This is a genomic window from Priestia sp. YIM B13491 (assembly GCF_042787605.1).
GTDB classification, from domain to species: Bacteria; Bacillota; Bacilli; order Bacillales; family Bacillaceae_H; genus Priestia; species Priestia megaterium_E.
The window spans coordinates 1,111,100-1,131,200 of record NZ_JBHZOR010000001.1 but is presented as its reverse complement, the minus strand read 5'-3'; the positions used below and the strand labels follow the sequence as shown (position 1 = coordinate 1,131,200).

Below are 20,101 nucleotides of genomic sequence, written 5' to 3'. Positions count from 1 at the left end.
AAGTACCCTTAAATAATCAATTAGATTTAATTAACTTACTGTTTTTTAGAAACTAGCTCAATAATATTTGTTATACCTTGCTCATTGTACCCTGTTTTTAATAACTGTATTTGATTATGTTCAGATAAATTTGTAAAGATGATTGGTGTAACAAGTAATTTAGCATTTTCTTTAATGTAGTTTAGGTCTATTTTTAAAAGCGGGGTTCCTTGTGTAACCTTTTCTCCCTCTTTAATTAGACATGTAAACTCTTTCCCGTTCAAGTTCACTGTTTCTAACCCTACGTGAATTAATAACTCTAGATCTTGATCTGTTTTTAGACCTATGGCATGTTTTGTAGGAAAGATGCTAACAACCTCCCCATTGATAGGAGAAACAAGAATATTATTAGTTGGTTCGATGGCAAAACCGTCTCCCATCATCTTTGAAGAAAAAAACAGTATCAGGGACGTCTTCTAGAGGCACAATATATCCGTCAAACGGAAGTTTGAATGCGCTTCCTAAAGTTGTATCGTTCATTTCTTTTTTCTCACCTGTTGCAGCAACTTCAGTTTTTGTCTTCGCTTCAGGTACTTCTTTGTTATTAGAGCCTTCTGTAATAGCCTCTTTTGGTATGCCAAATAAATATGTGCAGATGAATCCTCCAGCATATCCTGCAAGTAAGCCGATGATATATTTCAGCCATAAACCATGAGCAATTAATGGAATTAAAGCTAGGCCAGATGGACCGATAGCAATGGAACCAACGTTTCCGAACATTCCGATTACAGCTCCTCCAATTCCTCCACCGATACAAGCAGTAATGAATGGGCGTCCTAATGGAAGAATAACTCCATAAATAAGTGGTTCTCCAATACCTAATATTCCGACAGGAAGAGGATGCTACTAGACTGCTTTACCCCTTTCTGAAATCCGTTTTACGTTTATATCATGTATCTTAAAAAGCAGAAAAAACAAGAAGGATCTCATAAGAATAATGCGTTTATCCATTTATTCTTCGTGCGGACAAATGATTGGATATTTTAAATTCAAATTACCAATAATACCGTTACATGTCTTTTGCCTAAAAGGAGCTAAGTAATGATGGAACTGAAAAGAATAGTAGGCATCACCTTTTTATCAAGCGTTATCTTATTTTCGGGACCTTTATCATTGGTCAATGCATCGGTAAATGATTCTAAAATGACTGTAAAACATTCAGTGAAAGAAGAGCAGCCTAATATAAAGATTTTAGCCACTGGAGGTACGATTGCAGGCTCTTCTGAAAGCAGCACAGACACAACTGGATATGAATCAGGAGCTCTTAACATTAAAACAATTATCAAAGCTGTTCCTCAGTTGAAAAAAATAGCGAAAGTAAGCGGAGAACAGGTCGTAAATATCGGAAGTCAAAATATAGATAACAGCATTTTGTTAAAGCTAGCGAAGCGAATTAATACACTATTAGCTTCTAAAGATGTTGATGGAATTGTCGTGACGCACGGATCTGATACGATGGAAGAAACGGCTTATTTTCTAAATTTAGTCGTAAAGAGTGACAAGCCTGTGCTTGTGGTTGGTTCAATGAGACCAGCTACCGCTATAAGTGCAGATGGACCGCTAAACTTGTATAATGCAGTGAAAATTGCCTCTACGAAAGACGCACGAAATACCGGCGTTTTAGTAGCGCTTAACGATCGAATTGGTGCAGCTCGTTATATAACAAAAACACATACAACGGCAGTAGATACGTTTAAATCCCCTGAACAAGGATATGTAGGAGAAATAGCTGGAGATAAGGTAATATTTTATAACAAACCAACTCGCAAGCATACAACACACTCAATATTCGATGTATCAAAATTAGATAAGCTTCCTCAAGTAGATATCATATACGGGTATCAAAACGATTCTAGGAACTTTTATGACACAGCCGTAAAAGCTGGAGCAAAAGGAATCGTCGTTGCAGGAGCAGGAAATGGACTGCTATCCGATGCTGCCCTGACAGGTGCTAGAGATGCGGTAAAAAAAGGCGTAGTTATTGTTAGATCTAGCCGGGTAGGAAGCGGAGTTGTGACACATGAAGAATCAGATGATAAAGATACGTTTGTGACATCCGATTCGCTAAATCCACAAAAAGCCCGTATTCTTTTAATGCTTGCTTTAACGAAAACAACGGATCCTCAAAAGATTCAAACCTACTTTAATGAGTATTAAATCAAAAATACCTTTCATCCTCTGTTTTGACTAAATTTTTTAAGAACAATCGGTAACGGCAGCTTATAAGAAGGACATAAAGAGGTTGAGACATCACTAACATACTTTTATCTCAGCCTCTTTTAATTAGGAAAGAAACCATCCGCAGGTCCCTTATTCATTTCCCCAGTTCTTACTTTCTATAATTAAATGAGTTGATGTGTTGTCTAGCACACGCCATACCAAGGTCTTACCTTCTATTTCTTTTAACTGGATAATGCCCTCTAGCTTATTGGTATTCACATGGACACGCTTCTCATCTATTCTTTGCGCACTTTTTAATCTCGTTCCAAATGTTGCAGGACTTTCTTCCGTTAGCTTTACAATTACATTTATCATACGTTTGTCAGAAACATAGTTTTCGCTGTTTTCATAGTTTTGATCAGCAGGTTTAATAGCATGTTCTAACCCAGTTTCATATTGGCGCCAATCAACAATTAAAAAAAGCGCAAATACTAAAGACACTGTTAGTAATAAACCATACACAACATTTCGTTTCATTTATTTTTGCTCCTTTCAATAGCGATTTATAGGTAAAACAAAGAAAATACCTGTTGTAAGAATAGGTTGTATCAGAAAATAGTATCGTACAACTCTGAAAAATATTCCGGTTTCCGAGTAAAAGAAGGTATATTTTTAAAGATTTCTACCTACGGAGACTACAAATATCTAGACAATCGGCTTAATATAGGTCAAGCACTAACAATCCATTAATTAAGAAAAACAAGAGATAAATCATGGTAGAAAACGGACGAATTTATCCTTCTCTATCACAAACTTCTCATCGGATTGTAAGAGCCCGTAAACATATGTTTACGGGCTCTTGTTTCTCGTTCATAAGATATAAATATAATTAGTCAAGTATACATATTTTATTTAACCTACGTTATTTTTCAATATGTTCTCCCGATATCCGAATAAAGCCTTCATTTCTATCTAATGGAACAGGAGGACGCTCGCCTAAAGGAACCTTCCAGTGCCACCATTTGAAGATTCGAGCGATGACGAAACATAGAATTGATATGCCTGCAAAAATCCCAACAAACGTCCAGTGCTGTCCGCTTAGCAGCATAACAGGCCCCGCTGACCATGCAAATAATTCTAACGGCGTATTAAGCGGTCCAACTACCGCTGTGTCTGTAAGTGTTTTTGATTTATTGTTAGGATCAATAATTCTTAGTAATGTAAGTCCGATAGCGAATACACCTGTTGAGTAGCCATACACAAATATAGAACGTTCAAACCAGCTTTCATAGTTCATAGCAGGTCCAATTACGACTAGCATCACCACCACTACTACTATGCCTGAAAGCATTAATAAACCAAGCGGAAGTGCATATTCAACCACAATCGGTAATTTAATTGATGCTACACCGAAAAATACAAGAAAATCAGTTGCTGCACTTCCTAAACGATCGACTATCTTACTATCAACGTATTTGTAAACGCCTTTTTCTCCTTTGCCTAGCAATATGTACATAAGCAGTGCTATTAAAAATGCTATTGTAAACGTTGGGAATTCTAGTCCCCAAGCAGTAGCAATATAGTTATTTAATAGATAGCCCAAACCTGATGGCACCACTAATAATGCTAAATGAAAGGCTAATGGATCCATGGCAATTGGTGAAATAGTGTCATTCCCCATTGCCGTTCTATTTTTAGGTTGAACTAATCCTGTTTTTAGATCCTCCGAAATTTCCGAAAAATCTTTTACATAATGAGTATAACCTTTTCGAGTTGCCCATTTTATAAAAATCAATCCGCCAAAAATACCTGCTAAAATACCCCCAGTAGCAGCTGTCATTCCTAAGTCAGTTGCATTTTCCCATCCTAAATTTTCAAAGGTTGTACCTACCGCTGCCGCCGTTCCATGACCTCCATAAAATCCAGCTGCTAAAAGTAAACCAAATCCGTTATTAATCTCCGGGGCAAACTTTGAAATCACTAAAATTGAAAAAACAATTGGAATAGACATTTGAAGACCTATACAAAGAATTTTATAAGTGGCATATGCGCCCATTCGATTAATATCCTTTTTCATGTTGCCTGGTGAAAAAGAAAACCCGTTTATCCCAACTGCCGCAAACACAAAGATGGTGATGATTCCTGCATAGGAGCTAATATCTTCAGAAAAAGGTAGAACATTTAGAAAGCTAGGTCCTAGTGCTAAACCTAAAAAACCTGCCAATAAGCTTGCTGGAATGAAGCTTCTTTGAATAAATTTAAATTTTGCGCGAAGCAGCATGCCTATTAGAATCAGGACGCTGGCACAAGCAAAATCTACTAGTATCGTATATACAGTCATTCATATCCTCCTTTCGTAACGTTACATGCTTAAAAAATTAGTTGATCTTGTTGATGTAGCCGGTGGTGCTGGGTCTAGTTTTTCTTCTTGTATATGTAATACGTCTTCTGGTTTGATCCAAGGTCTATTTTGGATAGCACTTGTTTCTTCATGTGTAAGGTATCCTTTATAAGCGGTTAAGCTTCGTCTTAAAAATCCGTCTTTAATACAGGCTGATTTCACACCTGAATTTAGGATAGATTGGATATGTGGCAATACAGATGCCGCATAAGCTACAGAAGTAGAATTAGCAATAGCTCCAGGAATATTGCTGACACAATAATGAACGACACCATTTTCGATATATGTAGGATTTTCATGAGTTGTTTCACGGAAGGACTCAATCGCACCGTCAGTATCATTGCTAATATCTACAATAACTGATCCTTTTTCCATTAAATTGAGCATATCACGATCTATTAAATAATCTTCGCGTTCCTTTGGCCATTTTACACAGTTAATCACCATATCAATTTCAGGAAGCAATTTTTTAATATTTTGCTTAGTTGATAGCTGCGTATTTACTTTTTCATTATACGTTTTGCCAATATCTCTTAATGTTCCGTAATTGATATCCATTACAGTACACCACGCACCTAAAGAATGTAGTACCTGCAGCGCCGACCTTCCTACTAGCCCTCCTCCAAGGATAAGTACCTTCATACCAGGGGCTCCGGCTAAGCCACTAACAAATTTTCCTTTCCCGCCGTTAATCGTCAGCATAGCCTGCAGACCCATCAATGCACCTTGTTTTCCCGCTGCTTCACAGTTAACTGAACCAAATCTATGAGAATCCTCTGCTGTGAACGCAATACATTTGCTATCGAGTATAGCCTGTACCTGCTCTTTATGTGCAGCTGGATGTATACACGTATAGATAATTTGGTTTTCCTTAAGCAACTTATATTCACTTTCTTCAATCTCTTTAACTTTTGCGATAAAGTCACATCTTTCATACATCTCTTCTGTTGTTTCTACTATTTCCGCCCCTTCTTCTTCATACTGTTCATTCGTAAATCCCGCTAATGCGCCCGCATCTTTTTGAACAAGGACCGTATGGCCGTCATCTTTAATAGCAGCAACCTCTAAAGGCGTCATAATGACTCGATATTCTCCCACTTTCTTATCTCTTAATACGCCAAATACCATGTTGATCCCCCTAAATTAGTTTTTGTAAATGCTTCTCCTTCATGCGTGATCTTAAGATTAAATAAATTATTATAAATTTTCAGACTAGAATAAATATACCTTATCTTGCTACACACAAACTATAGAGAGATTGTTCTAGTAGAACCTTATTCTGCATTCACTTACCAAATTATAAATTAAAATGAATAAAAATTCAAAACAATATAATATTACTATCTATTTTTTGTGTAGTAACAAGCTTTTAGCTTATTAATCTTGCATAGAAAAAAGGTTCCACTCATCAACGTTCAATGAGTGAAACCCTTTTTTGATTATCTCAGGCTAGCTGTGTCTCTGCTTTTTTGTAGGCAAGCTTATTCAAACAGTTACTTTATTACTGAAATACTGCCGTTGTGAGTAGCTAGTTTAATGATATTCTTTCCATTTCCAATAACAGCGTTACGATCATATTTATTCAGAATATCGACTTTTCCATTATCAACAGAAACGTTAAATTGAACGTTACTTGGTTCTTTTTCCGTTGTAATTTCAACCTTTCCATTGTGCGTTTTAAAGTCAATGTCTCGATCAAGTTCTTCTGTTTCAAGAGCGATACTTCCGTTATGGGTTTCACCTTTTAAACTACCTTGCACGTTACTCAGCGTTATTTTTCCGTTATTTCCTTTTGCTTGAACTGTTTTGGCTGCAGCATTTTTTATGCTTGTAAGTCCATTGTGTACGCTGGTGTTCAAGTTTTGTGAATCAATGTCCTCTAATTCCACACGTCCATTGTTTGCACGAATGGAAACATCTGCTGCGCGTACTTTTTTAACAGATACATACCCATTGTTGCTGGAAATCCCCAATGAATTATACTGTTTTTCAGGCAGATAAACGTTGATGGATAGCGGTTTTAATATACTAACAATGTCAAAATTGACCCAGCTGCGCTGTTGTTCATTATAGGAGATGAAAAGCGTTGAATTTTTAACGGCAGTAGTGAAGTCTCTTTTTATGTTAGGAGATGTTTCGCCTTTTAATGTTACTTTAATATTATCGCCTTTGATAGGGTACACATGAACCCGGGTATTATCCGTATCGATGTTTACCTTGGATACTTGATTGCTGTTGATCGTTTTTTCTTTTGAAATAGGTTCAGGATCAATAGCACGATAAGTAAGGAGACTTCCTATAATCCCAATAAGAATGAGAATGCCTGCAAGAACGGAGAGTTTCTTTTTATTCAGCACGTTTTAAACCGCCTTTCACCAATGATACATTGTATTTCAGATAACGTACAAAGCCTTTTATAGCTAGCTTCGTTACAACGAACATACCTAGCATAATAAAATATCCAATTCCGCAAAATGCTAACGACATAAATAAATTAAAGAGAAAAAAGCCGCTCCAATGTACAATAGCTTCACCGAGAACTAGAATAGGAGATAGCAAGAAACATAGACCTATGGCCCAAGCTGATAAAATAAAGCCAGCTAATGCAACGGCCGGACCAAGAACAATTACTACATTAAAAAAAGCTAAACCAATTACGGCCCAAGTGGCTCTCAAAATATTTTGAGTTGTTGCCTTAGCTGTTGCTTGCTCAACGTGATAATCTGCCAGTAATTCTTTGGCTATTTGATTCGGGGATCCTAGCGACGCTACAATTTCTTCTTCTGTTTTTCCTTCTTCTAAGCCAATGGAAAAATGTTCTTCATAATCTTGTAAAATATCTGCTCGTTCTTTTGAAGATAATGGTTTTAATGATTCATTTAATTGCTGTAAAAATTTACTCTTCGACATTGTTCACACCTTCTTTAATTAATTGATTAACACCTCTTGAAAACTCATTCCATTCATCGATAAGTTCGTATAAATACTCCCTGCCTTTATCGGTAAGCTGATAATATTTCCTTGAAGGACCTTCTGTAGATTCCTTTAAATACGTTGTAAAATATTCTTCTTTTGTTAATCGGCGCAGAAGAGGATATACCGACCCTTCTGATATTTCAATTTGATCGGAGATTTTTTGAACTAATTCATATCCATAGCGGTCTTTCTTATCCAGTAATACAAGGACACAAAGCTCTAAAACTCCTTTTTTAAATTGCACGTTCACTGTTCTTCACCCTTTTCTTTTCACAGTCCACTACTGTTTATTGTATAGTACTGATTTATAATAACTTCCTAATAATTACAATATATCACCAGCTATTGTTTATTACAAGGTACTGTTTAATATTTTTTTCGAATTTTAACCATTTTATAGCGAGTATGATCAAACTAGAATAACTTATTGGAAAAAGATACATGGCGTGCTAAATTCAGCTAGATAATAACTGCGTAAGGTGTTTTTTATAAAGAAAGGTTGAACCTTCTTTTTAAAAAGAAGGTTGTAGATAGAATTATTTTTAATGCACCAAAAGAAAAAGCAGCCTATAACTATAGACTACTCAGCAGCGAACATTCTAGGCTATTTTTCTTTTGCTTGCTTGATAAATAAAAAAAAACCGTAATTAAGATAAAATAATTTAGCGGGTTTTTAAAGATATTCCCGTCTAAAGCTAATTGTAATAAGATCCACAAAGCGAATATAACGAGTATGGCTGGTATTATAAGTTTGTTCATACATTGCTCATCCTTAGTCTCAGAGTAATACAGTAATCATGACTCTCAATATTTTTTATACTGTAAAAATTAAATCCACAAATGGCTTTGAAAGTATATTGATTGAATTCCTGTAAGAATATCACTTTTTAAGATAAAATTTAACAGTTTCCGCCACAATCGATAGAAATGGATCAATTTCATTTGATTTTTTTGTAATAAGTTCAAGAAAAAAGTAACCGTTATTTTACATTTTCTAATAATAAAAACAGTCAATTTTATGACTGTTTTAAGTAGAATGCTATCAAAAATTTCATTTCCTAGGTGGTGTATCACCTTTATAAAAAATGCAGTTCTTATAGATTCGTTTTTTATTCCCCCTACTGAAAAAACGTCCATAAATCAATGCTGGCTGTTCATATCAGTACTTTTGATAATCCACACTTAATTATGAAGCCAGTCACTTGCATCCTTACCCTATATGGTATATGGTTATTTCCGCGTTGATATATCATCGTATTCATTCTTTACTTTGAGTAGATCTTCTTTTCTCAACCTTCTTCTCCTGATAGCGTTGATAGAACCAGATAGCAATAGCTAGCCAGCAGCCGCTAGCAAAATAGCCTCCAATAACGTCGCTAGGATAATGCACACCTAAGTAAATACGACTAATACCTATTGCTAGAATCATTGTAGTGCTAATAACGATTAAAAGTGTACGTCCCCAGCGAGTAGAAATATGACGCCAGAGCAAAAATGAAAGGACGCCGTAAACAGCAAAAGCACTCATAGCATGCCCACTTGGAAAGCTATAACCATTGATTTCGATTAATCGATGGAAATCAGGACGTGCACGATGAAAAAGTAGTTTTAGCAGCTCATTGAGGATTGGAGAACCTACAATAATCGCGATAAATAAAATAAGCTCCGTTCGATGTTTTAATACTTTATAGAGAAAAAACAAAATAAAGAGAGAAATCACTGCCACAGATGGCGTAGAGCCAATAAAAGTAAAGCATTTCATAATAGTCGTTAGCCCAGGAGTTTCGAACCCTTGAATTAGCGATATAATAGACCGATCAAATGCGACAATTTTTGATCCATTAATTAAAAGAGCCATCCCACTAAAACAAATAAGGGACAACAAGCTTAATATAAAAGCAAGTGTAAATTGAAACTTCAACTTCATACTAGACACCTCTACTTTCTGTGCTTTATCAAGCTACTTTTGATGAAATGTGATAAGGTCTTTTTACTTTTAGATTTTGATGCTTCTTTGCTTTTGAAGTTAGGAGTATTAAAAATACAGAGCTTGTTTGATATGCACATTTATAGAGAGTTAGTAAACAGAGGCAATACAGCCGTTACATTTGTTCCTTCGCCCTCTTTACTCTCGATGTTAATCGTACCGTGGTACTTTTCAATCCATCGTTTGGCTATAGCCAGTCCTAAGCCAAGTCCTCCTTGTTTTCGGCTCCTTGCCTTATCCACTCGGTAAAATCTATTTAAAATATAAGGTATATCCTCTTCTGGAATTCCAATTCCTTTATCCATTATTTTAAGGGATACCTTTTCATTGATGAGAGAACAGTCTATAACTACCTCTTTCTCTTCCTTCTTAGAATATTTGACTGCATTATCTAACAAAATGATTAATATTTGTTCTAGATGGCGAGAAGAAATATTCACGTACAGATTTTCATGTGAGTGTCTTATTTTAAACTCATAGTTGTTATACAGTACTTCAAAATTTCTTACAACATGTTGAACAGTGGCCAATACGTTAATAGGTTCAACATCTACAGGATTTATCAGACTATTTTCAGCTCGGGATAGCTCCAATAATTCTTGCACAAGATTCGTTAAACGCTCTACTTCTTTCAGACTGGATTTCAAGGATTTATCTAATACTGCTGCATCATTTTTCCCCCAGCGATTTAACAATGTCAAATGTCCTTGGATAATGGCTAACGGAGTTCTTAATTCATGTGAAGCATCCTCTACAAACTGTTTTTGCTGTAAAAAAGAGTCTTCGAGGCTATCCATCAACTCATTAAATAAACTGCCTAATTGAGCAAATTCATCGTTTTTTTCATTAACTGGAACACGTTCTTCAAGGCCATTTGTTTTTATTTTTTTCATCGTCAATGTTAACGCTTGAACGTTAGATAGTATTTTCTTTGCTAGAATGGTTCCACCTAGAATACTAAAGATTAGTGAGCCTATCCCTGCAGCAAGCATTAATAAAAAAATCTTGTCCATAAAAGCATCAGACATCTCCATATTTCTAACAATTTCAACCGTTCCAGTGAAGTTGTCGGTGGCAATTGGAGAACGAAGAACGAGTAGACGTTCATCGTGGTTTCGAATCACTTTATACTCTTGGTGCTTCACCGCCTTCGGTTGCTGCCAGTTTGGTGAAACATTGTTTGAGGTACTGGTTATAATGTTCCCTTTCCTATCAAGAACACGAATCAACTGATTCTTTTCATTAATTTTCGATAAGTATCCTTCACTGTTTTCAATTTGTTTTAAGGATAAAGGTTCATCATCAGATTGAATAAAAGCGAGAACCTCGTTTAATTGATGAATACCATTTTGCTTCTCATAATTTAAAATACCGTTATCAATCACAATGTATTGAAAGAGGTTATAAGAGAGAAAAAGAAAAAATAAAAACATGGAAGACCATAACGTTATCTTCCATCTTATAGGCAAATCTTTTATACACTTTATCCACTTTCTCATTTAAACATCACGCATCACGTACCCAACCCCTCTGATGGTTTGAATATATAACTCTTTGTCCTGCGCACTTAATTTATTTCTTAAATATCTAACATATACATCGACAACATTCGTTTCAACAACTGAATCGTACCCCCACACTTGCTCTAAAAGTATGTCTCTCGTTAATACTTTGTTAATGTTACGCATAAAAATGGCTAGGAGTTCAAATTCTTTATTCGTGAGTTCAATTAGTTTTTTTTCTTTTATCACTGTTCTTGATTCCAAATCAAGTTCAATATCTTTAAATGTTAATAGTAGCTTCTGATCCAGCATCTTGTTGTTTTCTTGACGTCTAAAAATGACTCGCATTCTTGCAAATAATTCTTCAATTGCAAATGGTTTGGACAAATAATCGTCAGCTCCATTATCAAGCCCCATTACCCTGTCCATGACACTATCCTTAGCTGTGAGCATAATAACAGGAGTATCCTTAGTTGTTCTTAGTCTTCTGCATACCTCAATTCCATTTAATCCAGGCATCATTAAATCCAATAATATAATATCGTACTTCTGCTTGGTTGCTTTATCTAAACCAGTACGACCATCGTAAGCTACGTCAACTAAATATCCTTCATATTTTAGTTCTAATTCTAAAAATTCTACTAATCCTTCTTCATCCTCTACAATTAGTACCTTTTGCATATAAAGTACTCTCCTTTGTCTAAAAATTAAAAACGTAAAAACTGCTTCTACAAATGAATATGAGTACTAGTACTATATCCCTCAATTTTGAAAGATAATAAGAAGAAATATGAAATAAGTTTTCTATGACTTTCTTCTTTATAGGCTTTTCTTCAATTTATCAAATAAAAATTAGATTTGAATAAAAAAGAGATTAAGAATAAATGAATTTATTTCTTAATCTTCTTTAATGAATCATATAAAGTTGCTTTCCTTGTTTCTTTAACTTTCTTTAATGGTGTATCCTATACCTCGAACAGTCTCAATGAGTGAGGGACTAAATCCTTCTTCAATTTTCTTTCTCAAATAACTTATATAAACATCAAGTATATTTGTATCTCCTTCGTATTCATATCCCCATACATTTAGTAAGATTCCTTCACGAGTAACCGTCTTATTTTTATGGATGACTAAGTAAATTAATAAATCATACTCTTTAGGGGTTAAGCTGATTTTTTGCCCAGCTCTAGTTACTTCTCTTGATTCAGTATTTATAACCATATCTTCAATTAATAATAACGAGTCTTTTTCTACCTTATTCCTAATAACAAGGTGCTTATAACGTAGTAAAGAACGTATCCGAGCCAGCAATTCCTCAGTTTTAAATGGCTTAGTTATATAATCGTTTGCGCCATGATCTAACCCCAGTATTTTGTCTAGAGTTGAGTTGCGAGCTGTCAAAAGAATAATAGGCACGTAATTTTCTCTCTTTCTTACTTTACGCAAGACCTCTATACCACTCATTTCCGGTAGCATAATGTCAAGTAAAATTAAATCAAACATATTTGATAAGGCCATTTCGAGACCATCTCTTCCATTGTTTTTAATTTTCACTTGGTAACCTTCATGTTCAAGTTCCATTTTTAATATATTGCCTATTTCTACTTCATCTTCCACAATTAAAATACTTTCTTTCATCTAACTAACCCCTCTTTTCAATCTCTATATTTTTGCTTTGCATATCGATCGCTCTTTCCAATAATAAAGAGAAGTGTATAGCTATCACAAACCAACATCTCAGTGGACAATAAGAAATTTTAAGTGCTGAACATAAAAACATAAGATAAAAGACTTCTATTAGAATGTGATATTAAATTCCCTACCCATTGTTCTTTGCTTTAATAACAATTACTTCACTAATATCATTAAAGTTGGATGAGGGTTTTACAACGGCCAATTGCGTTAGTCCATATTCATCAGGCTTTACTTTGATGACTTTTCCTAAGGCTAATTTCCTTTGAAAGATTGAACTGATAGGAGAGGTTTGAACTTTATCTCCTACATTAACCTCAGCCTCACTAGGGATTTTTCTAATAATTAAATTACCTTTTTTATCATCGTAGCCTTCTAATGTTCCATTCACGCTTTTCCTATCCTTTAACATTACCTCCATACGATTTGTCCTAAGGTTTGAGCTAATTAGTTCTACGATAGAGGTTGACGAAAAAACTTTGTATACCTTCCCAATGACTCCATTTGTACCTAGCACATTCATATCTATTTTTAACCCCTGCTTCTTTCCTTTATCAATTGTTAATTCATTGTTCCAGTTGTTCGTTGAGCGGCCAATTACGGTAGCTGTTACAGGATTATAGGTTTTCACCTGATCTTCTGCTTTTAAAATTTTTTTTAAGACTTTATTTTCATATTCCAACTTATAAGCATTTGCTTCCTCCTGATTTTCAGTGGCTAGCTTATTCTTTAAGATAGAGTTTTCTTTGTAAGTGGAAAATAATTGACTCACTTGTTGAGGTTCACTCCAAGAAAGCTTGTCTAAAGAAAGTAAGCTACCTTTGTACAAGGTTCCAACAAAAATAAGTCCTCCTACAGTAAGAATCCCTCCTATCAAAATATATGTATGTCTTTTCTTCTTTCTTTGAAAACGTATCAAAATGGCACCTTCCTACCAATAGTCATGCTATTTATAATCTTACTAGCTGTTTCTTAAAAATTTCTTAAGTATCATCATCTTTGACCTCTTAACAACTGTTCAACGCTCTCCTTCTTTTAATGAATTGTACTTATTTTCTAGTTTCAAAAGCTGAAGGCATAACGTTATGTTTAAAAAACTTGGCTCACATAATTTAAATTTAATACTGTGTAATGAAATTTAAATGAAATTAAAATGAGAATTCGATAAAAAATAAATATTTTATTTTTATGGAAGGCATTTATAACCGTCTCCCCAATTGGATTGTTCGTCAAAGTCATTAGTGATTTCATCTACTCCAATCAACACCAGTAGCATCTTCCTTAATGACTGTTGCTCTATATGAATAAATAGCAGAAAGATATACTATATATTAAACCCAAACAAGTAGGTTCCTCTCCTAAAACAAACGACTAATATGACTGTTAGTCGTTTGTTTTATTTCCTGTATGTACAATATTCTATGGAGCATATTAATTGCAGACACAAAAAAAGCTCACCTTAAAAGGTCAGCCTAAATAGGGGAGTTCTATAGAAAATGTTGTATTGCATTACTGATGTTTATACTAACATCTAATAGTGAAAAATTGGTGAAATGTTCGTCTCACTTATCTTTTTAAAAATTTCTTCTTTGCAAAATGAAGTCTACGTTTTAAGCTATCACTATAAAAGCGTGAACTCGTGACAGGCTACGCTTTTATACATCTATATTCCATTAAGATCTATGAAAGTTAACCGGTCTCTAATCAGCGCTTACTCGTTCAAGCCTGCTATTTTTAGGTACGTCTCTTTTATCTTCAATCGCTCTCCGTAAAGGAAGCTAAAAGAACTGTAAAATATATGGACGAAAAAGCTAATCATTATCTTGATATTATTAACGGTTTATCGCCAGATGACACTAACCCTGGCGAATGGGAGTTAATACATCCTAATAAAACATCCTAGGGCTCTTAACATCACCTCCATACCCCCAGTAAAAAGACTTATCTACCATACCGTATAGATAAGTCTTTTTAATCCATTTGTTTGAACTAGACCGATGCGCTGTCAGTTTAGAGTTTATGAAAATTCCCCCTGCAGTTCTTTTAAAAACGCATCAGCTGCAGCTGAAAGAACATGATGCTTTTTCCACACAATATTTAAACCTGATTCAAGTCTTGGCTGTAACGGCCTGAAACAAAGGTTGCTATTAGTAGACGTATTGACTATTTTATCAAGTGTTATGGCATACCCAATGCCTTCTTCAACCATAATGGCCGCATTATATGCAAGATTGTATGTAGTAACGATGTTTAATTTATGAAAGTCTTCGCCAAACCAATCCGAAAATTCATTTTTTGAAAATGTCTGTTTCATGGCCTGTCGTGAACAGATTAGTGGAGCGTTCAATAAATCCGCAGCTTGAATGCTTTCTTTGAGGGCAAGAGGACTGTCTCTTCTCATCACAACGCCCCAAACATCTTTGGCAGGGATATTAAGATAATTGTATTTTGAAATATCAGCCGGTTGAATTAAAATGCCAAAGTCAAGCAGCCCCTTGTCAAGTCGTTCCGTTATATCTTCTTCGTTTCCGCTGTAGAGGTGATATCGTATATTTGGATAACGTAACTGCACATCTTTTGCGACTCGTGCAATATGTTTCATTGCTTCTGTCTCCCCGCCCCCTATATAAATATCACCACCTATTGTTTCTTCCATGGAACTAAACTCCGCCTCTAATTTATCGACCATATTAACAATTTCCTCTGCCCTGTTTCTCAGAAGCATTCCTTCATCTGTCAAAATGATACTGTGACTGCTGCGAATAAATAATTTTTTGCCCAACTCTTGTTCAAGATCTTTTAATTGCCTAGACAGTGTTGGCTGTGTCACATGCAAAACATCAGCGGCCTTCGTGATGTTTCCTTCTCTTGCAACCGTAAGAAAATACCGCAAAACTCGAATTTCTATATCCCTCTCCTCCTTTCATAAGCTTTAGTATATACACTCCAGAAATGCTTATCAAACATATCATGATATAAGATATAAGTATTTTTTATATTTGGAAGAAGCCGTTAGAATAAACAACAAAGAAGTTCATGTCACACCAGCAACATCTTTAATAATTCAATGTGGAAAGGATCTTAAGATGAAAAAAATGTTACATCTGCCTTCTATCTTAGTAATAAGCGCTGCACTCACTGCTTGCGGCAACAATCATTCTTCTGCAACCGACCATAATGCCAGTAAGCATTTAAACCGAGTACCAGAACAAACAGAAGAAGATAGTATTTCAAATACAAGAATAAAGTTAACGTTCAACAACAAAGAAGTGTTTGTTAGGATGTACGATAACCCAGCAAGTAAGGATTTTCTAGCTCAACTGCCTTTAACCGTAACGTTTGAAGATTATATAGGTAAAGAGAAAGTTAGTATTTTACAAAAAAGATTATCTATAGATGATGTACAGGCCGAAGACCTATCCAAAAAAGGAGACTTTGCTTATTACGGTCCTTGGGGAAATGTAGCTATTTTTTACAAAGGTCTTGAAGATGCTACAAACGACCTTATCATACTAGGTCAAATTGAATCAGGAAAAGAAAATGTTGAAAATGTTGATGGTGATTTTACAGGTAGAATTGAAAAAGTCACTAAGTAAAAACATGACAATACACCTTTCAACAAACCGCTTTACAGCCACTAGAACACAACATTTTTTAGAAAGAAGGATCTTTATTTTATGTCTAAACAAACTAAGCTATTTATATTTGTCTTAACTTTAGGAGCTTTCGGTATTATCAATACCGAAATGGGCGTTATAGGGATATTACCCTACATTGCGGATCACTTTCATATCAGTGTATCAAAGGCAGGATGGCTGGTGAGTCTCTTTGCGCTTACCGTGTCAATATCCGGTCCAACGATGCCGTTATTATTTTCGGGAGTCAATCGCAAGAAGGCAATGCTGCTTGTACTTGGTATTTTCATTTTAGGTAACATTATCTCTATCTTTACTTCTAATTTTGCTATTGCCATCATTGCGCGTGTGATTCCAGCTATTTTTCATCCAATTTATTTTTCAGCAGCTTTTACAATGGCAGCGAACTCAGTCAGCAAGGAAGAGGCTCCAAAAGCTGTTTCAAAAGTCTTTATTGGCGTATCTGCAGGTATGGTACTTGGTGTGCCGATCGCAAGTTTTCTTGCAAGTACAGTCTCGTTTCAACTGTCCATGACGTTTTTTGCTGTTATTAATGCGATAGTATTTATTGCTACGTGGGCATTCTTCCCTTCAATGCCTGTTAAAGAAAGACTTTCATACGGAGCACAGCTCAGCGTATTAAAAAAACACGTTACTTGGCTTTCGATCATTGCTGTCCTTTTACTCAATTCAGCAGTATTTGGGGTATATAGCTATCTTGCTGAGTATCTTAAAAGCGTTACGAACCTCTCTGGACAATTAATTAGTTTCATGCTGGTGCTGTACGGTGTGGCAAATATTATCGGAAACATTATCGCAGGGAAATTACTTACGAAAAATGCCGTTAAAACTGTAGTCGTTTTTCCTTTCGCATTGGGAGTCGTTTACATCATTTTATTCTTCATCGGACAGTTTACTTGGCCGATGGCTATCATGACTTTAGTTTGGGGAATATTTGCTGGTATAGGAACGAATATTAATCAATACTGGATTTCATCAGCAGCTCCAGAAGCCCCTGATTTCGCGAATGGATTATTTTTAGCATCCGTTAACTTAGGAACAACCATTGGTACAGCCGTAGGTGGACTGTTTATATCAGGAATGGGTATACAATACGTTGTACTAGTGGGGATTTTGTCATTAGTATTGAGCGCAATATTTATTTTACCAAGAAGTTATATGAAACGTCCTGTAAGTCAACTTTCAAAATAAGACATCAACGCAACTTTCTTTCGGGATCCCTAGTAGGATCCCTTTGTTTTCTTTTATTACATCTATGAAAAGCTGCATTCTATTATAGTCAATGCTTACAGAATTAATAAATAAAAAATGGAGGACTTGAAATGGAAAAACACACTAAAGTTGCACTCGTCACCGGGGGAAATCGCGGTATTGGATATGAACTAGTGAGACAATTGGCGGTGGATGGTTTTAAAGTCATTTTGACGAGCCGAAATTCAGAAAGCGGACATAAAGCCGTGCAAAAGCTTAAAGACTCTCATCTTGATGTTTCGTTTGTAGTGATGGATATAAGCAGTGAAGCCAGTATCCGCCAAGCTGCAGCTACAGTAAGTGAACAATATGGACGATTAGATGTGTTAATTAATAACGCGGGCATATATTTAGATAAAAATCAAAAATTAGTGAACTTGGACCCTTCTATTCTAGAAAAAACGCTAGAAACGAATTTCTTCGGTGCTTACCACGTAATCCGTTCCTTTATGCCTCTTATGGAACAGCAAGCCTACGGAAGAATTATTAATGTTTCATCAGAATATGGCGCAATGAGTGAAATGTCATCTCCAGGAGTGGGCGCTTATAAGTTATCCAAGCTTATTCTAAATGGCTTAACGCAATTAATAGCTGCAGAAAGCACCAAAGATATCAAAATTAACGCGGTCGATCCGGGATGGGTAAGCTCAGATATGGATGGACCATCAGCTCCAAGAACGCCGCAGCAAGCTGCTCGTTCTATTCTTTGGTTAGCAACGATTGGACCCGAAGGACCTTCCGGAGGCTTTTTTAAAGACGGAAAACAAATCGATTGGTGAACTTTTATAGCGTTAAGGCTATTTCCTATGACATCTTGAATGCATAATAAAAACCCTACGGATTATTAGGAATAATCCGTAGGGTTTTTGCTTCTAAGATACATACGATCTATTATTTTATGTTGTTATATTCCTCATCCGTTACTGGTTCTAACCATTCCGGCGTACCGGCAGTGATCGCAATGTGTTCAAACCAGCTGTCTTTTGCAGCACCATGCCAATGTTTGACACCATCATGCGTCACAATAACATCTCCAGCTTTTAAGAATTGTGCAGGTTTTCCTTCTTCTTGGTACCAACCTTCGCCACCCGTTACTAATAGAAGCTGAAATCCATCACGATGAATATGCCAGTTATTGCGGCATCCAGGTTCAAAGGTTACATTTCCAACTCCAACGTTCACTTTAGGATCTGCGATTAAGGTTTGAAGATAGCTTTGTCCAACAAAAAATTGTGCATATGCTTCATTCTTTTCACCTGCTGGAAAAATAACGCCATTTTTTACTTCTTCATGTTTTGCCATTTTGATTCCTCCAATACTATTATTCATAGTTGTATCTCTTGGCTCATTCATTGCTATAAAAAGTCCTCATTCGTTAGCCGTTTATTTTAATTTCCCGCCAAATACCGGGAAGTAGCTATGCTCACCATAATCTTGAATAGGTTCTACATTTTTCAAAGTCTCCATATCTGCATCGCTGATCACAAAGTCAAGCTTTGCATTGATTCTCATATGATCTGGATTTGCCGTCTTAGGAATGACTCCAAGACCAAGCTGAATATCATAGCGCAGGCAAAGTTGAGCAACAGACACTCCGTATTTATCAGCTATTACCTTCACTTCTTTATTATCAAGAACCGCACCGTGCGCAATTGGTGAATATGCTTCTACCAAGATGCCATTCTTCTGGCAGAACTCAATTAACTCCAAAGGCGTATTGCTCACATGTGCCAATATTTGATTGACCATAGGCTTGATTTCACAGCTAGAAAGAATATTCTCTATATCATCCTGAAGGAAGTTAGAAAGGCCGATTGCCTTTACCTTCCCTGCCTTATAAGCATCCTCCATTGCTTTCCATGCCTCTTTGTTTTCTTCGAAGTAACGTTTCTCTTCTCTAAACTCCGTCCAAGGCTGTGGACTGTGGATAATTAGAAGATCAATGTAATCCAACCCCAACTTTGTTAAAGACTCATCAATGGAATTCGTAACTTCCTCATAAGTTTTTGCTTCTGCTGCAACCTTTGTTGTAATAAAAAGTTCTTCTCTTGCAACACCGCATGAACGGATTCCTTCGCCTATGCCAGCTTCATTCATATAAGCTTGTGCCGTATCAATATGGCGATACCCGCTAGATACCGCATCGCGCACTGCCTGAGCTGCCTGTTCGTCATCAAGCAGCCACGTACCAAGACCTAATAGTGGAATTTCTACACCGTTTGATAATTTATACGTTTCGTTAAACATGTTTTTTATCTCCTTTGAATTGTTTATTTTTCTATACTTTAAAAGCATCTATCTGCCTGTTAAAAGTAAATCAATATTGATTGATTAATCAACATCTGTCTATAATTATAAAAGCAAATAAAATCCTTTCAATCGTTAATTGAAGGCGATTCGTTGATTACTCAACAAATGAAGAGGTATTGTTGAATAT

General features: G+C 35.8%; 19 protein-coding genes and 2 pseudogenes. 4 read left to right on the top strand and 17 right to left on the bottom strand.

Going from position 1 to position 20,101, the window contains the following annotated elements:
* Positions 1–35 precede the first annotated feature (35 nt).
* Both ACFX4E_RS05880 and ACFX4E_RS05875 read right to left on the bottom strand, forming a co-directional pair.
* Positions 36–419 (bottom strand): PTS sugar transporter subunit IIA, encoded by a 384-nt coding sequence (locus ACFX4E_RS05880; RefSeq protein ID WP_377258909.1) that lies wholly within the window; start codon positions 417–419, stop codon positions 36–38.
* A 178-nt stretch (positions 420–597) separates the two neighbouring features.
* Positions 598–876: pseudogene (locus ACFX4E_RS05875) on the bottom strand (glucose PTS transporter subunit IIA); the annotation flags it as partial.
* 207 nt (positions 877–1,083) lie between these two features.
* Here ACFX4E_RS05875 and ACFX4E_RS05870 point away from each other — a divergent pair.
* The gene (locus tag ACFX4E_RS05870; protein ID WP_377258948.1) at positions 1,084–2,196 is read left to right on the top strand and encodes a type II asparaginase; all 1,113 of its coding nucleotides are present in this window, start codon (positions 1,084–1,086) and stop codon (positions 2,194–2,196) included.
* Positions 2,197–2,349: 153 nt separating this feature from the next.
* Here ACFX4E_RS05870 and ACFX4E_RS05865 read toward each other — a convergent pair whose 3' ends face one another.
* The 13 genes and pseudogenes from ACFX4E_RS05865 to ACFX4E_RS05805 form a co-directional block, all read right to left on the bottom strand.
* Positions 2,350–2,736, bottom strand: a complete 387-nt coding sequence (locus ACFX4E_RS05865; protein WP_377258906.1) for a hypothetical protein — start codon at positions 2,734–2,736, stop codon at positions 2,350–2,352.
* Positions 2,737–3,121: 385 nt separating this feature from the next.
* Complete coding sequence (locus ACFX4E_RS05860; protein ID WP_033580029.1) at positions 3,122–4,540, bottom strand: sodium/glutamate symporter; 1,419 nt, start codon at positions 4,538–4,540, stop codon at positions 3,122–3,124.
* Positions 4,541–4,561: 21 nt separating this feature from the next.
* Entirely contained in the window at positions 4,562–5,728 is a 1,167-nt protein-coding gene (locus ACFX4E_RS05855; RefSeq protein WP_377237775.1) for an alanine dehydrogenase, read from the bottom strand.
* A 365-nt stretch (positions 5,729–6,093) separates the two neighbouring features.
* Positions 6,094–6,957, bottom strand: a complete 864-nt coding sequence (locus tag ACFX4E_RS05850; protein ID WP_377258903.1) for a DUF4097 family beta strand repeat-containing protein — start codon at positions 6,955–6,957, stop codon at positions 6,094–6,096.
* Positions 6,947–7,510: an HAAS signaling domain-containing protein gene (locus ACFX4E_RS05845; RefSeq protein ID WP_165636209.1), complete on the bottom strand. Its 564-nt coding sequence runs from the start codon at positions 7,508–7,510 to the stop codon at positions 6,947–6,949. The genes ACFX4E_RS05850 and ACFX4E_RS05845 overlap by 11 nt, the downstream gene beginning before the upstream one ends.
* The gene (locus ACFX4E_RS05840; RefSeq protein ID WP_033580026.1) at positions 7,497–7,826 is read right to left on the bottom strand and encodes a PadR family transcriptional regulator; all 330 of its coding nucleotides are present in this window, start codon (positions 7,824–7,826) and stop codon (positions 7,497–7,499) included. The genes ACFX4E_RS05845 and ACFX4E_RS05840 overlap by 14 nt, the downstream gene beginning before the upstream one ends.
* Before the next feature lie 354 nt (positions 7,827–8,180).
* Positions 8,181–8,335: pseudogene (locus tag ACFX4E_RS05835) on the bottom strand (hypothetical protein).
* A gap of 499 nt (positions 8,336–8,834) precedes the next feature.
* Positions 8,835–9,503, bottom strand: a complete 669-nt coding sequence (locus ACFX4E_RS05830; protein WP_377237777.1) for a phosphatase PAP2 family protein — start codon at positions 9,501–9,503, stop codon at positions 8,835–8,837.
* 140 nt (positions 9,504–9,643) lie between these two features.
* Positions 9,644–11,062 carry a HAMP domain-containing sensor histidine kinase gene (locus ACFX4E_RS05825; RefSeq protein WP_377237778.1) on the bottom strand — a complete coding sequence of 473 codons (1,419 nt, stop codon included), beginning with the start codon at positions 11,060–11,062 and terminating at the stop codon, positions 9,644–9,646.
* Positions 11,063–11,746, bottom strand: a complete 684-nt coding sequence (locus ACFX4E_RS05820) for a response regulator transcription factor (protein WP_028414891.1) — start codon at positions 11,744–11,746, stop codon at positions 11,063–11,065.
* Positions 11,747–12,007: 261 nt separating this feature from the next.
* Positions 12,008–12,703 (bottom strand): response regulator transcription factor, encoded by a 696-nt coding sequence (locus ACFX4E_RS05815; RefSeq protein ID WP_028414892.1) that lies wholly within the window; start codon positions 12,701–12,703, stop codon positions 12,008–12,010.
* Between the two features lie 181 nt (positions 12,704–12,884).
* Positions 12,885–13,676 carry a rod shape-determining protein MreC gene (gene mreC / locus ACFX4E_RS05810; RefSeq protein WP_377237779.1) on the bottom strand — a complete coding sequence of 264 codons (792 nt, stop codon included), beginning with the start codon at positions 13,674–13,676 and terminating at the stop codon, positions 12,885–12,887.
* Between the two features lie 1,098 nt (positions 13,677–14,774).
* Entirely contained in the window at positions 14,775–15,665 is an 891-nt protein-coding gene (locus tag ACFX4E_RS05805) for a LysR family transcriptional regulator (RefSeq protein ID WP_377237926.1), read from the bottom strand.
* Between the two features lie 178 nt (positions 15,666–15,843).
* On the opposite strand from ACFX4E_RS05805, the gene ACFX4E_RS05800 reads away from it, so the two are divergent.
* The 3 genes from ACFX4E_RS05800 (at position 15,844) to ACFX4E_RS05790 (ending at position 18,443) form a co-directional block, all read left to right on the top strand.
* Positions 15,844–16,353, top strand: a complete 510-nt coding sequence (locus tag ACFX4E_RS05800; protein ID WP_377237780.1) for a cyclophilin-like fold protein — start codon at positions 15,844–15,846, stop codon at positions 16,351–16,353.
* An 81-nt stretch (positions 16,354–16,434) separates the two neighbouring features.
* On the top strand, positions 16,435–17,604 hold the full coding sequence (locus ACFX4E_RS05795; RefSeq protein ID WP_377237781.1) for an MFS transporter: 1,170 nt from the start codon (positions 16,435–16,437) through the stop codon (positions 17,602–17,604).
* A gap of 131 nt (positions 17,605–17,735) precedes the next feature.
* A complete protein-coding gene (locus ACFX4E_RS05790; protein WP_377237782.1) occupies positions 17,736–18,443 on the top strand; it encodes an SDR family oxidoreductase in 708 nt (235 codons plus the stop codon).
* A 112-nt stretch (positions 18,444–18,555) separates the two neighbouring features.
* Here the strand turns inward: ACFX4E_RS05790 and ACFX4E_RS05785 are convergent, their stop codons facing one another.
* Positions 18,556–18,966: a cupin domain-containing protein gene (locus ACFX4E_RS05785; RefSeq protein ID WP_114897429.1), complete on the bottom strand. Its 411-nt coding sequence runs from the start codon at positions 18,964–18,966 to the stop codon at positions 18,556–18,558.
* A gap of 81 nt (positions 18,967–19,047) precedes the next feature.
* Positions 19,048–19,911 (bottom strand): aldo/keto reductase, encoded by an 864-nt coding sequence (locus ACFX4E_RS05780; RefSeq protein ID WP_377237783.1) that lies wholly within the window; start codon positions 19,909–19,911, stop codon positions 19,048–19,050.
* Positions 19,912–20,101 lie beyond the last annotated feature (190 nt).